The 12,558-nt window shown below is 63.1% G+C and carries 12 protein-coding genes; 2 read left to right on the top strand and 10 right to left on the bottom strand.

Annotated elements, in window-relative coordinates; genetic code table 11:
• Window positions 1–48: 48 nt before the first annotated feature.
• The 8 genes from M3484_RS05935 to M3484_RS05900 all read right to left on the bottom strand — a co-directional run bounded on the left by M3484_RS05935 (window position 49) and on the right by M3484_RS05900 (window position 6,852).
• A complete protein-coding gene (locus M3484_RS05935) occupies window positions 49–447 on the bottom strand; it encodes a RidA family protein (protein ID WP_249496150.1) in 399 nt (132 codons plus the stop codon).
• Window positions 444–866: an acyl-CoA thioesterase gene (locus M3484_RS05930; RefSeq protein ID WP_249496149.1), complete on the bottom strand. Its 423-nt coding sequence runs from the start codon at window positions 864–866 to the stop codon at window positions 444–446. Before M3484_RS05930 ends, M3484_RS05935 begins: the two co-directional genes overlap by 4 nt.
• Before the next feature lie 10 nt (window positions 867–876).
• Window positions 877–1,329 carry a cupin domain-containing protein gene (locus M3484_RS05925; RefSeq protein WP_249496148.1) on the bottom strand — a complete coding sequence of 151 codons (453 nt, stop codon included), beginning with the start codon at window positions 1,327–1,329 and terminating at the stop codon, window positions 877–879.
• 41 nt (window positions 1,330–1,370) lie between these two features.
• A complete protein-coding gene (locus M3484_RS05920) occupies window positions 1,371–2,504 on the bottom strand; it encodes an acyl-CoA dehydrogenase family protein (protein ID WP_249496147.1) in 1,134 nt (377 codons plus the stop codon).
• Between the two features lie 73 nt (window positions 2,505–2,577).
• Window positions 2,578–3,405, bottom strand: coding sequence for an enoyl-CoA hydratase family protein (locus M3484_RS05915; RefSeq protein ID WP_249496146.1), 828 nt, complete (start codon window positions 3,403–3,405; stop codon window positions 2,578–2,580).
• Complete coding sequence (locus M3484_RS05910) at window positions 3,402–3,833, bottom strand: MarR family winged helix-turn-helix transcriptional regulator (protein ID WP_249496145.1); 432 nt, start codon at window positions 3,831–3,833, stop codon at window positions 3,402–3,404. Before M3484_RS05910 ends, M3484_RS05915 begins: the two co-directional genes overlap by 4 nt.
• On the bottom strand, window positions 3,830–4,570 hold the full coding sequence (locus M3484_RS05905) for an SDR family NAD(P)-dependent oxidoreductase (protein WP_249496144.1): 741 nt from the start codon (window positions 4,568–4,570) through the stop codon (window positions 3,830–3,832). Before M3484_RS05905 ends, M3484_RS05910 begins: the two co-directional genes overlap by 4 nt.
• Window positions 4,567–6,852: a bifunctional salicylyl-CoA 5-hydroxylase/oxidoreductase gene (locus tag M3484_RS05900; protein ID WP_249496143.1), complete on the bottom strand. Its 2,286-nt coding sequence runs from the start codon at window positions 6,850–6,852 to the stop codon at window positions 4,567–4,569. The genes M3484_RS05905 and M3484_RS05900 overlap by 4 nt, the downstream gene beginning before the upstream one ends.
• Window positions 6,853–6,957: 105 nt before the next feature.
• On the opposite strand from M3484_RS05900, the gene M3484_RS05895 reads away from it, so the two are divergent.
• Together M3484_RS05895 and M3484_RS05890 are read left to right on the top strand one after the other, a co-directional pair.
• Window positions 6,958–7,713, top strand: coding sequence for an enoyl-CoA hydratase-related protein (locus tag M3484_RS05895; protein WP_249496142.1), 756 nt, complete (start codon window positions 6,958–6,960; stop codon window positions 7,711–7,713).
• Window position 7,714: 1 nt separating this feature from the next.
• Complete coding sequence (locus M3484_RS05890; protein WP_249496141.1) at window positions 7,715–8,824, top strand: 3-hydroxyacyl-CoA dehydrogenase; 1,110 nt, start codon at window positions 7,715–7,717, stop codon at window positions 8,822–8,824.
• Between the two features lie 51 nt (window positions 8,825–8,875).
• Here the strand turns inward: M3484_RS05890 and M3484_RS05885 are convergent, their stop codons facing one another.
• Both M3484_RS05885 and M3484_RS05880 read right to left on the bottom strand, forming a co-directional pair.
• Window positions 8,876–10,417 (bottom strand): indolepyruvate oxidoreductase subunit beta family protein, encoded by a 1,542-nt coding sequence (locus M3484_RS05885; protein ID WP_249496140.1) that lies wholly within the window; start codon window positions 10,415–10,417, stop codon window positions 8,876–8,878.
• On the bottom strand, window positions 10,414–12,555 hold the full coding sequence (locus M3484_RS05880) for a thiamine pyrophosphate-dependent enzyme (RefSeq protein WP_249496139.1): 2,142 nt from the start codon (window positions 12,553–12,555) through the stop codon (window positions 10,414–10,416). Before M3484_RS05880 ends, M3484_RS05885 begins: the two co-directional genes overlap by 4 nt.
• Between the last annotated feature and the right edge of the window lie 3 nt (window positions 12,556–12,558).

Here is a 12,558-nt window from a genome sequence, read left to right as displayed (position 1 = left end):
GTCTGGTCGCTGTCTTGTCGCAGCTTGCGGGGGATGTTCTGTCTTATGTCAGGCCGGGATCACGGCCGTGGCCTCGATCTCGACCTTGGCGCGGTCTTCCATCAGGGCGATGACCTGGACCACGGCCATGGCGGGGTAGTGGCGGCCGATGATATCTTTATAATGCGCGCCAAGACGCTTAAGCCCGCCGAGATATTCGTCTTTGGTGGTGATATACCAGGTCAGCCGCACCAGATGTTCGGGCCTGGCGCCGGCCTCGGCCAGCACCGCGACGATATTGCGCAGGGTCTGCGCCGTCTGATCGACGAAATCATCGCTTTCGAATTCGCATTGCGCATTCCAGCCGACCAGCCCGCCGGTCACGACGATCCGGCCCTCGGCGGCCATGCCATTCGCATAGCCTTTTGCGGGTTTCCAGCCTTCGGGATGCAGGGTCTGAATGCTCATGGTTTCTCCTGAAATGCTATGATCCGGGCCCGGACATCCTCCGGCCAGGGATGGGATTGCCCCGATCCGTCAACATAGACCAGCGTCAGACCAGCGGTCAGACGGTGGCTGCCCGCGCCGTTCTCATCGGAATGATGCGCCTCGATATGGCAGGTGATCGAGGCGCGGCCGATCCGTATGACCGTCAGCTGCCAGTCCAGCACCTCACCGAGGCGCGAGGGCGCATGGAATTCTGCTGTTACCTGGGCCAGCGGCACACCATTGCCGCCGGCCATCATCACCTCATAGGGCAGACCCGCCACCTCCCGGAAAAAGTTCTCGGCAACCGAATTCGTCATCTCGAAATAGCGCGGATAGAAGACGATCCCCGCCGGGTCGCAATGGTTGAACTCTATCCGGATGGGGCGGTGCCAGATCATTTCACGGGCCTCATTCGTTGGCTTCGGGCGGCAGGAAATCAACCGCATGTTCAGCCGAAACACGGACGACCTCTTCCACATCGGTCATGTTGTGCAACTGCTCGAACAAAGCGCGCAGATCTCCGGCAGGCGAGACCCAGAACAAAGCGCGCGACGGCACATCGCCCTTGTTGAAATAGCCATGCGGCACGCCTCTGGGCATCTTCACCAGATCGCCGGGCCGCGCCACCGACCAGACACCATCGAGTTTCACATGCAGCTCGCCCTCCTGGACCAGAATGAATTCATCCTGGGTCGGGTGGATATGCACCGGCACAAACTGGCCCGGTTCGGAATTGGTCTCGAAGGAAAAAGTGCTGCCGCAATCGGCTTTCGGGAAATAGCGCTGGCCCAGAATATTCCATTCCACGCCTTCGATGCCCGTACCCAGCCGGGTGATGCCGCCGTCAAGTGCTTTGGTCATTGCCGTATTTCCCTGTTGTTGATGGTTGTCCTGAAATCCTGTCACAGAAGGCTGCGCGCAATCACCACGCGCTGCACATCCGAAGCGCCCTCATAGATCCGGAGCGCGCGGATATCGCGGTAAAGCTCCTCGACCTTCATGCCGCTGCGTACCCCGTCACCGCCATGCAGCTGCAGCGCCGCGTCAATCACCTCCTGGGCGGCCTCGGTCGCGTAAAGTTTCGCCATCGCAGCCTCGCGGCTGACCCGGGCGGCGCCCTGATCTTTGGTCCAGGCGGCCCGGTAGACCAGCAAAGCCGCCGCATCGATCTTCAGCGCCATATCGGCCAGATGCCCCTGCACCAACTGCAGGGAAGACAGCGGTTCACCCTGGATCCGGCGGCTCTGCGTGCGGCTCAGCGCCTCATCCAGCGCGCGCCGTGCCATGCCCAAAGCCGCCGCCCCCACGGTCGAACGGAACACATCCAGCACCGACATGGCCAGTTTGAACCCGGTCCCCGCCGTGCCGATCAGCGCAGAATCGGGCAGGAACACCTGATCCAGTTTCAGCCGCGCCAGAGGATGCGGCGCCATCACCGTGATCCGTTCCGCGATTTCCAGCCCCGCCACATCGGCCGGCATCAGAAAGGCTGAAAGCCCGCGTGCCCCCGGTGCCTCGCCGCTGCGGGCAAAGATCACATAAAGATCCGCGATGCCCCCGTTCGAGATATAGGTCTTCTCACCAGAAAGCCGCCAGCCGCCCCCGACCTTTTCGGCCATGGTGGTGCTGTTGGCCACATCCGACCCCGATCCCGGTTCCGTCAGCGCAAAGGCTGAAATCGCCCGACCTTCCCGCGTCTTTTTCAGCCAGAGCCGCTGCTCGGGCGTGCCGAACAGCGAGACCGCTCCCATGCCAAGTCCCTGCATGGCAAAGGCAAAATCCGCCAGCGCATCATGGCGCGAAAGCGTCTCGCGGATCAGACACAGGCTCCTGACATCAAGCGTCTCGCCCGCATCGGCGCCTGAATGCCGCAGAAAACCCGCCGCCCCCAGATCCCGCACCAGGCCTTTGCAGGCGGCATCGACATCACTGTGATCCACCGGCAGATGCCCGGCGGCCCATTCCTCCAGCGCCGCTGACAACTCACGGTGACGCGTCTCAAAGAAGGGCCAATCCAGAAAACTGCGGTCGTTCATTTCATCTGTCCAAAAATATCCTGCGGGGGTCCGGGGGTGCAAAACCCCCGGTCATCGGCCAGGATCCCAAAGCTCAGTCGCCCTGGAATACGGGTTTTTCTTTCGCGACAAAGGCGTGGTAGGCGCGTTCAAAGTCCCGGGTCTGCATGCAGATCGCCTGGGCCTGGGCCTCTGCCTCGATGGCCTGTTCCAGCCCCATATTCCATTCCTGGTTCAGCTGGGTCTTGGTGATGCCATGCGCAAAAACCGGCCCTGATGCGATGCGTTTGGCGAGTTTCAGAGCCTCCGCCTCCAGCGCCTCTGCCGGATGGACCCCGTTCCAGAACCCCCAGGCCGCACCTTCCTCAGCCGACATCACCCGTCCGGTATATAAAAGCTCAGCCGCGCGGCCCTGACCGATGATCCGGGGCAGCATGGCGCAGGCGCCCATATCGCAGCCCGCGAGGCCTACCCGGGTGAACAGAAACGCGCATTTCGCCTCGGGCGTCGCCAGCCGCAGATCCGAGGCCATGGCGATGATCGCACCGGCGCCGACGCAGATCCCGTCCACCGCCGAAATGATCGGCTTGCCGCAGCCGATCATCGCCTTGACCAGATCCCCGGTCATGCGGGTAAAGGCCAGAAGATCCTTCATATCCATGCCGACCAGCGGGCCGATAATGTCATGCACATCGCCGCCCGAACAGAAATTGCCGCCATTCGGGGCAAAGACCACCACATCCACATCTGTCGCATAGACCAGCGCCCGGAATGTGTCGCGCAGCTCAGCATAGCTCTCAAAGGTCAGCGGGTTCTTGCGGTCCGGCCGGTTCAGCCGCAGCGTCGCGATCCGGTCCTTCACCTCCCAGAGGAAATGTTCCGGTTGCAGCCCGGCCAGTTCGGTCCTCGTGAGATTGCTCATTTCTTCATCGCCTTCTTCAGAATTTCCGTCAGAACATCGACATCCGCATCGTCGAGCCCGGCAAAGATCTTCGCCACCTCTGCCTCATGCCCCGAGGCGAGGGCTTCGAACTGGCTCAGCCCTTCGGGCGTCAACCCGACATAGACCGTGCGGCGGTCGGTCTCGGACGGGCGGCGCGCGACCAGCCCGTCTTTCTCCAGCCGGTCTACCACGGTCGTCGCATTGCCGTTCGAGACCAGCAAAAGCCGGCTCAGCTCGCTCATGGTGCAGCCTTCGCGCCGCCGGTAAAGCGCGGCCAGCACGTCAAAGCGCGGCAATGTCGTGTCATGCGTCAGCCGCAGGAATTCGCGCAGACCGGCTTCAGAACTGCGCGTCACCGCCAGCATCCGGATCCAGAGTTTTAGCCTGCGTTTGGAACCCTCACTCACACCTCGCCTCCTGCAATGGCCAATGCCTGACCATTGATGCCCTCACTGCCCACACCGCACAACCACAGCGCGGCAGAGGTCACTTCGGCGGGCTGGATCAGGCGCAGTTGCGGATTGGTGGCAGCAAGTGTCCTGCGCGCATCATCCGCATTCATCCCGGTCTTTTCGACGATATTCGCGACCGAACGGTCGGTCATCTCGGTATCAAGAAAGCCCGGGCAAAGCGCATTCACCGTGACCGGTTTCTTCGCGACTTCCAGCGCCAGGCTTTTGACCATGCCGACCACGCCATGTTTCGCCGCCGCATAGGGTGCGACATAGGCATAGCCTTTCAGCCCGGCGGTCGAGGCGACCGCAATCAGCCGCCCCCAGCCGTCGAACTGCGACAGCGCCTCGCGGAAGGTCAGGAAAACCCCGGTGAGATTGACCGCAAGCATCGCGTTCCAGTCTGCCAGCGAGGTCTTCGCCAGAGGCGCCGAGGCTGCGGCCCCGGCATTGGCGATCACAATGTCGCAGCGCCCGGCCTCGGTGAACAGGCGTTTCACCTCCGCCTCATCCGTCACATCGGCCTGCAAGGCCTGCGCGCCAATCGGCCCGGCCACCGCCTGCAAAGGCGCGAGACGGCGCCCGCAGATCACCACTTCGGCGCCCCGGGCGGCAAAGCCCCGGGCGAGATCGGCCCCGACGCCGGTGCCTCCGCCGGTGATCAGTACGCGCTTGCCTGCAAGTTCCGTCATGCCCTTATCGCCTCTTGCTGGCGCTGATGCAGCCGGGTCAGGGTCACCTGGCCATGGCGGTATGGGGCAGGCCATTCGGCATGGGTCTCGCCCTGGTCAATCGCGGCATGCAGCGTCCAGTTGGCATCGGCCAGATGCATCCGTCCGATCATCACCAGATCGGCGCGGCCTGCCATCAGGATGCCATTTGCCTGATCCCAGTCGGTGATATTGCCGACCGCCATGGTCGAAAGCCCCGCCTCGTTGCGGATGCGGTCGGAAAACGGCGTCTGGAACATGCGGCCATAAATCGGGCGCTCGGCCGGGTCGGTCTGCCCGGATGAGACGTCGATGATATCGGCGCCCACCGCGCTGAACTGGCGCGCGATCTCCACCGCCTCTTCCGGGGTCACGCCGCCTTCGATCCAGTCATGCGCCGAGATCCGCACCGACATCGGCTTTTCCTCGGGCCAGACCGCTCGCATGGCGCGGAAGACTTCCAGAGGATAGCGCAGGCGGTTTTCCAGGCTGCCGCCATATTCGTCGCTCCGCCGGTTGGTGACCGGGCTGATGAAGGAAGCCAGAAGATAGCCATGCGCCGCATGCATCTCGATCATATCGGCGCCGGCGCGCTGGGCCATTTCGGCGCCCGCGACGAATTCGGCTTTCACCGCCGCCAGATCGGCCTTGTCCATCTCTTTCGGCACCGCAAGGTCGGGCTTGTAAGCGATGGGCGAGGCCGAGATCACCGGCCAGTTGCCGGTCTTGAGCGGCGCGTCGATACCACCATCCCAGGGAACACAGGTCGAGGCCTTGCGCCCGGCATGGCCGATCTGGATGCAGAGCTTCGCCGTGGTCTCGGCATGGATGAAATCCGCGAGCCGCTTCCAGGCTGCCTCATGTTCCGGCGCGTAAAGACCGGGACAGCCAGGCGTGATGCGGCCAGTGGCCGAGACACAGGCCATTTCGGTATAGATCAGCGCGGCACCGCCCTTGGCGCGTTCCGCGTAATGGATCAGGTGCCAGTCGGTCGGGCAGCCATCAACCGCCTTATATTGCGCCATCGGCGACATCACGATGCGGTTCTTCAGCTGCATATCCCGCAGCTTATAGGGCGCGAACATCGGGCGGCTGCCCTTCTGGCCACCTGCCTGCGCCTGGAACCAGTCTTCCGCGCTGGCAAGCCATTCCGGGTCGCGCAGCCGCAGGTTTTCATGGCTGATCCGCTGGCTGCGTGTCAGCAGCGAATAGGCGAACTGGGGCGAGGGCATATCGAGGTAACGCTCGACCTGTTCGAACCATTCAAGGCTGTTGCGCGCCGCCGATTGCAGGCGCAGCACCTCGACCCGGCGCTCTTCCTGATAGCGTTCAAACGCGGCCTGCATATCCGGCTCGGAATGCAGATATTCGGCCAGCGCAATCGCGGAATCAAAGGCCAGGCGCGTGCCCGAGCCGATCGAGAAATGCCCGGTTGCCGCCGCATCGCCCATCAGCACGACATTCTCATGATACCACTTGTCGCAGATCACGCGGGGGAATTGCGACCAGACCGCCGAGCCGCGCAGATGCGCCGCGTTCGAGATCAGCTCATGCCCGCCGAGATGCGCCTCGAAAATCTGGCGGCAGGTCTCGACGATTTCTTCTTTCGACATCGTGGCGAAACCGAATTTCTCCCATGTCTCGGGGAGGGTTTCGACGATGAAAGTCGCGGTGTTGTTGTCGAACTGGTAGACATGCGCCCAGACCCAGCCGTGCTTTGTTTTCTCGAAGATAAAGGTAAAGGCGTCGTCGAATTTCTGATGGGTGCCAAGCCAGATGAACTTGCATTTGCGCAGGTCGATATCGGGCTGGAAGACGTCTTTATATTCGGTGCGTACGATGCTGTTGATGCCATCGCAGCCGACGACAAGATCGTAATCCCGGCGATACTCTTCGGCAGATTTGAAGATGGTCTCGAATTGCAGATTGACGCCCAGTTCACGCGCACGGTTCTGCAGAAGGATCAGCATCGCCTTACGCCCGATCCCGGCGAAACCATGCCCGCCGGAAACCGTGCGGACCCCGTCATGCACGACCGCAATATCATCCCAATAGGCGAAATCGGCGCGGATCGCCTCGGTCGAGACCGGATCGTTCTTCTGCATCCGGCCAAGCGCGTCATCCGAGAGCACCACGCCCCAGCCGAATGTGTCATTGGCCTTGTTGCGTTCAAGCACCGTGACGTCATGGGACGGGTCGCGCAGCTTCATCGAAATGGCGAAATAAAGGCCCGCCGGACCCGCCCCGAGGCAAAGGATCTTCATAGCCGGAACTCCCTGATTTGCGCCGATCCTTGCGGCTTTCAGAATAAATTTCAAGTTTAAAATTTTTCGACTTGAATATTCATCGTGAGAGGGCATTCTGCCATCATGGAACATCTGATCGAGAGTGATGAGGGCGGCTGGACAAAGCTGATCCTGAACCGGCCTGCGGCAAAAAACGCGCTGAATACGGGGCTTCTGGCGGATCTGGCGGCGGTGCTGAACCGGCTCGCAGGGGATCCCGGCTGCCGCGCGGTGCTGCTGCAAGGTGCCGAGGGAAACTTTGCCGCAGGCGCAGATATTGCAGAGATAGAGACGAAATCCAGCGCCGAGGCGGCGCTGGATCCGCGCAAGACCCATTGGGCGGCGATCCGCGCCTTTCCCAAACCGCTGGTGGCGGCGGTCGAGGGTTTCGCGCTTGGCGGCGGGCTGGAACTGGCGCTGATGGCAGATCTTTTGCTGGTCGGTGATACCGCGCGGCTCGGCCTGCCGGAAAGCAATCTCGGCATCATTCCCGGTGCAGGGGGCGGGCAGCGTCTCCTTGCCCGGGTCGGCCCGGCGCGGGCGGCGCGGCTGGTGCTGACCGGGGAAATTATCGATGCGGATACGGCTTTCGCCTGGGGGCTGTCCTCGCATCGCGTGGGCGATGCCCTGGCCGAGGGTGCCACGCTGGCCGCGCGTCTTGCGCTGCGCGCGCCGCTGGCACTGGCGGCGGCAAAGGCCGCCTTGGTCGAAGGCGCCGAGGCCCCGCTTGCTCTGACCGCAGAGCGGGCCGCATTCGAGACGCTTCTGGACAGCCAGGACAAGGCCGAGGGCATCCGCGCCTTCCGCGAAAAGCGTAAACCCGTCTATCAGGGGAATTGAGATGGCAACGGTTGCGGTGATTGGCCTTGGCACGATGGGGCTGGGGATTGCGCAGACCTATGCGGCGGCAGGGTTTGACGTGCTCGCCACCGATGCGCATGAGCTTGCCCGCGACAATGCGGTCGAACGCCTGACGGGCGCGCTCGTGCCCCGGGTCGAGGCTGGCAAGCTGACGCCGGAGGCTCGCGATGCGCTGCTGTCGCGCTTTCATGTCGTGCCGGATGCCGGGGCGATGGGGGCCGCAGACCTCGCCATCGAGGCGGTGGTCGAACGGCTTGAGGTCAAGACCGCGATCTTCACCGCGCTTGAGGCGGTTATGGCCCCGGACGCAGTGCTGGCGACGAATACCTCCTCGCTGTCGGTTGCTGCGATGGCCGAGGGGCTACGTAACCCGGGGCGCCTTCTGGGCCTGCATTTTTTTAACCCCGCGCCGGTGATGAAGCTGGTGGAGCTGGTCGCGCATGACGGATCTGCGCCAGAGGCGCTTGCCCGTGCCCGTAATCTGACCGAGGCTGCGGGCAAGACCGTGATCGCGTGCCCGGATCGCCCGGGTTTCATCGTCAACCGTTGCGCGCGGCCTTTCTATGGCGAGGCACTGGCGCTGCTGGAAGAGGGTCGCAGCGCAAGCGAGATCGACGCCGCGATGCTGGCGGCGGGCTACCGGCTGGGGCCGTTCGGGCTGATCGATCTGGTCGGTGCCGATATCAACCTTGCCGCGACCGAAAGCCTGGCGCGTGCGATGGCAAACAATCCGCGCTACCACGTCTTTGACGCGCTGAAAGCCCAGGTCTCAAGCGGCAATCTGGGGCGCAAGACGGGCAAGGGTTTTCTCTTCCCTGACCGCCCCGAAACGCCGCCTGCCGATGCGGCAGCGATCGTGCTCAGGATCGAGGCCACGCTGGTGAATGAAGCCGCCTGGCTCCTCGCGGAAGGTGGCACGACCCGGGACGGCATTGATACGGCGGTGAAGCTTGGGCTGAATTTCCCGCGCGGCCCGTTTGCGATGCTGGAGGCCCAGGGCCCGGCGCGCATTCGCGAGGTGCTTGCCGGGCTGGAATACGCTGCACCGCCCGCGCTGAAAAGGCGCTATCTGCCTGCGCCGGGTCTGTAAGTCGGGGTACATGCGAACAAAAGGGCCGGGAGATCATCCCGGCCATTTGCGTTACAGAAAGCTCTCGATCGTCTGGATCGCGCCGTCGAGATCCTTGCCTTCTTCATCCTTCAGCGCGGCCTCACGCAGACGCCGCGCCCAGTCGGCGGCATCCTCGCGATCCGCCACCAGATCAATCGCCGCCATCACGCGGTCGAATTTCGACAGGCCCCGCGCATGGGTGTCGGAATAGCCCTTGATCAGACGGCGGCAGCGGATCAGCTCGACCGCGAGTGCATAGTTGCGGTCGACCTCGGCCATCGCACGGGTCAGCCAGGCTTCGAGATGCGCCACTTCCTGTGCGTGGCGGAGCGTGCGGCGACGCCAGAATTTCATCCCGCCCAGCACATAAAGCATCGCATAGCCGCGAAAGCTGTCGGTGCGGATGCGTCGCCCATGACCAAACCAGCGATTGAGCCGCGCCATGGATTTCGGATTGGCCTCGACCTTCGCCCCCCATTTGCGGGGCAACATGCCGGCGATTTCCTCGGCGCGGGGATGCATGAATTCGGTCAGCTGCATCAATTGCTGATCTTTCGCGCCCATCTCGCCCCGGATCCGCTGAAAACGGCTGCCGCGGGTTTTCAGATCGGCGACCCGGATCACATCATCATAACACATTGCATTGGAGATATATTTCGCCGCCTGGACCGATAGATCCCAGGGGGCCTGGTCCCGCGCCAGCACCGTCGCCAGCCGGTCGAGATAGTCGGCGCCATAGGCTATGTCCTGAAACCCGACCACCTTGCGCAGCCCGTGTTCCGCCATTTCAGCGACCGGGGCGGGCATTGCGCTGACCCGGGTCATCAGTTTCTCCCAGGCCGCCATCAGCTTTGCCGGGCCGCGCACGGGGGTATCCGGGCTGACGGGCGCGGGTTCGTTCTTGCCGATATCACCCTGCAGCGCGGCGTCATAACCTGCGCCAAAGGCACGAATACTGGCCTCGATCCCCTTGCCGCCGGACTGGCGGATCGCCTCTTCAAAAGCTTCGCGCGGGAAAGGGAGAGCGCCCGAGGCCGCCAGTGCCCCGAACAGCGTCGAGGAAATGATCGAGCCGTTTTTTACCGCCACCGCCTCATAATCGGCGGCGAGCAGGCGTTTCGCGGTCTGGATCGCGGCCTCGCGCACGGCCTCGGGGTCGGCGACACCGTCGCCCGGCACCATCTTTTCGGACACCGCCAGATTGCGATGGGTCGAGGCGATCAGCGTGGTGCGGTCCGGCGTGACAAAGCCGCGAATGATGGCGCGCCCGGCTTCCATCCATTCGGCGGCGATCATCACATCGACATCACCCGCCGCCGGCATCAGCGAGAAAACCGGCTGGCCGCCCTCCATCGGGGCCATTTCGACATAGTAGATCGTGGCGCCGGTGCGCTGCGACACGCCCGCGACCGAGGTCGCCTGGGCCGCAAAGCCCTGCGCGCGGGCGACATCCTCGATCCAGCCGGTGAGCACGCCGCCGCCCTGGCCGCCGACGGCATAGATCGCGACCTTGATGATGGATGTCAGCTTTTCATCGGGCTGGCGTGGGGGGATGACCTCGTGCAGGCTCATGCCGGGAACTCCAGCCTGCGGGCCGCGCGACGACGGGCAAGCCATCCGATCAGGCGGGCACTGAGACCGGCCCGCCATTTCTCGAACCCGGTCGGGTTATGGACCACATCGGCGCGGTAAAAACTGGGGCAGAGCACCGCCGCATCGGCCACCTCGCCGCAATTGCCACAGCCGACGCAGGTCTGGTCGATCCAGGCCACCGGATCGTCGCGCAGCGGGTCATTTGTATGTTTCAGCCCCAGAGACGGGCAGCCCGACAGTCGCATACAGGCGTGATCACCGGTGCAGACCGCTGCATCCACGCCAAAGCGCGGCGCCTCGACCCGGCGCCCCTCTTTGATCGCCCGGGCTTTCAGCGGGCGCTCGCGGCGCTGCTTGTTCAGCATACATTCTGACGAAGCGACGATGACCTTGGGGCCCTTTTCCGGCGTAGTCAGGGCTTCGGTGATGGTCGCTTTCAGCTTTGGCACATCATAGGTGTGATCGATCTGGCGCACCCATTTCACACCGATCCCCTTCACCGCCTGCGAGATCGGGTTGTTGGTTGCCTTGGTGTCGTTTGCCGCGCGCGAAGACATCACATCCTGGCCGCCGGTCGCCGCCGAATAATAGTTGTCGACCACCACAACGAGGCCGTCAGATTTGTTGAACACCATATTGCCGATCGAGCTGTTCAGCCCGTTATGCCAGAACCCGCCATCGCCGATGATCGAGATCGGCCGCCGCTCGCCGCCGCCGTCAAAGGCCGCATTGGCCGCCGGGCCAAGCCCGTAACCCATCGTGGCGCCGCCGACGTAAAAGGGCGGCATCGAACCAAAGAGATGGCAGCCGATATCGGCGGTGATCTGATGTTTGCCGCGTTCCTGCTGCACCATTTTCAGCGCGGCAAAAATGGGTCGTTCTGGGCAGCCGGTGCAGAATCCCGGCGGGCGCATCGGCACGACTTTGGTCAGATCGGGCAGCTGCGGCTTGTCTTCATTCGGCGCGCGCACCGTTGCCGGCAGCATTCCAGGCGCCGCGATTTTCAGGAACGCCGTCAGGCTGTCGAGCATGACCTGGCCGGTATATTCGCCCCCCATCGGCAGGATGCCCTTACCATGGAGTTTGACCGATGACCCGGCGCGATAGAGATAGGTCGAAAGCTGCTGTTCGATGAATTCCGGATGGCCCTCTTCGACGACCAGCACATTCTCTTTGCCTTCGCAGAAACCCAGAAATTCCGACGAAACCAGCGGATAGGCCACGTTCAGGCAATAAATCGGCACTTCGGTATTGCCGTAAAGATCGGCGAGGCCCATGCGCTGCAAGGCCCGGATCACGCCATTATACATGCCGCCCTGGACGATCAGCCCGGTCTTGCCCCCCTTGGGGCCGAAGAATTCGTTCAGCTTGTGGTCGACAATGTATTTCTCGGCGGCGGGCCAGCGATTGTTGATCTTGTCCTGCTCGTGCAGATAGGTGAAGGGCGGCAGCACGACGCGGGTGAAATCGGTCTGCGGGTTCTTCAGCGCGTCTTTCACCGTCAAAGCAGGGCGCCTGTTGTCGCGGCATTCAAACGTGCCGGTGACATGGCAGGACCGGATCCGGACGATCATCATGACGGGCGTATTCGTCGCCTCGGACATGTCGAACCCGTAATGCACCGCATCCACCATCGCCTGGAGGTTCGGGCGCGGGTCCAGGAGCCACATCTGCGATTTCATCGCGAAAGCATGGCTGCGTTCCTGCATGATCGAGGACCCTTCGCCGTAATCCTCGCCCACGATGATCAGCGCGCCGCCATTCACGCCGGAATCCGTCAGGTTCGCCAGCGCATCTGACGCCACATTGACGCCGACCGGCCCTTTGAACGTCACCGCGCCGCGGATCGGATAATGCACCGAGGCCGCCAGCATCGCCGCCGCGCCCGCCTCATTGGCATTGGCCTCGAACCGGACGCCCAGCTCGGCCATCAGCTCTTCGGCATCGGAAAGCACATCCATCATGTGAGAGATCGGCGCGCCCTGATAGCCGCCGACATAGCCGACGCCGGATTCCAAAAGCGCCTTGGTGAGCGCCAGAATCCCTTCGCCCGTAAAGGTCTCGCCCGCGCCTTTGCGCAGGTGTTCGACCTCGGCTTTGAAACTGCGCTCTGCCATGGC

The sequence above is a fragment of the Pseudomonas sp. GX19020 genome (assembly GCF_023371075.1).
In the GTDB taxonomy this organism is placed as follows: domain Bacteria; phylum Pseudomonadota; class Alphaproteobacteria; order Rhodobacterales; family Rhodobacteraceae; genus Pseudogemmobacter.
Note: the sequence above shows the minus strand (reverse complement) of the source record. Positions and strands in the feature narration are given on the sequence as shown.

Coding starts and splice junctions, on each gene's coding strand:
- M3484_RS05935 (WP_249496150.1), bottom strand. CDS start 447: ATGAGCATTCAGACCCTGCATCCCGAAGGCTGGAAACCCGCAAAAGGC.
- M3484_RS05930 (WP_249496149.1), bottom strand. CDS start 866: ATGATCTGGCACCGCCCCATCCGGATAGAGTTCAACCATTGCGACCCG.
- M3484_RS05925 (WP_249496148.1), bottom strand. CDS start 1,329: ATGACCAAAGCACTTGACGGCGGCATCACCCGGCTGGGTACGGGCATC.
- M3484_RS05920 (WP_249496147.1), bottom strand. CDS start 2,504: ATGAACGACCGCAGTTTTCTGGATTGGCCCTTCTTTGAGACGCGTCAC.
- M3484_RS05915 (WP_249496146.1), bottom strand. CDS start 3,405: ATGAGCAATCTCACGAGGACCGAACTGGCCGGGCTGCAACCGGAACAT.
- M3484_RS05905 (WP_249496144.1), bottom strand. CDS start 4,570: ATGACGGAACTTGCAGGCAAGCGCGTACTGATCACCGGCGGAGGCACC.
- M3484_RS05900 (WP_249496143.1), bottom strand. CDS start 6,852: ATGAAGATCCTTTGCCTCGGGGCGGGTCCGGCGGGCCTTTATTTCGCC.
- M3484_RS05895 (WP_249496142.1), top strand. CDS start 6,958: ATGGAACATCTGATCGAGAGTGATGAGGGCGGCTGGACAAAGCTGATC.
- M3484_RS05890 (WP_249496141.1), top strand. CDS start 7,715: ATGGCAACGGTTGCGGTGATTGGCCTTGGCACGATGGGGCTGGGGATT.
- M3484_RS05885 (WP_249496140.1), bottom strand. CDS start 10,417: ATGAGCCTGCACGAGGTCATCCCCCCACGCCAGCCCGATGAAAAGCTG.
- M3484_RS05880 (WP_249496139.1), bottom strand. CDS start 12,555: ATGGCAGAGCGCAGTTTCAAAGCCGAGGTCGAACACCTGCGCAAAGGC.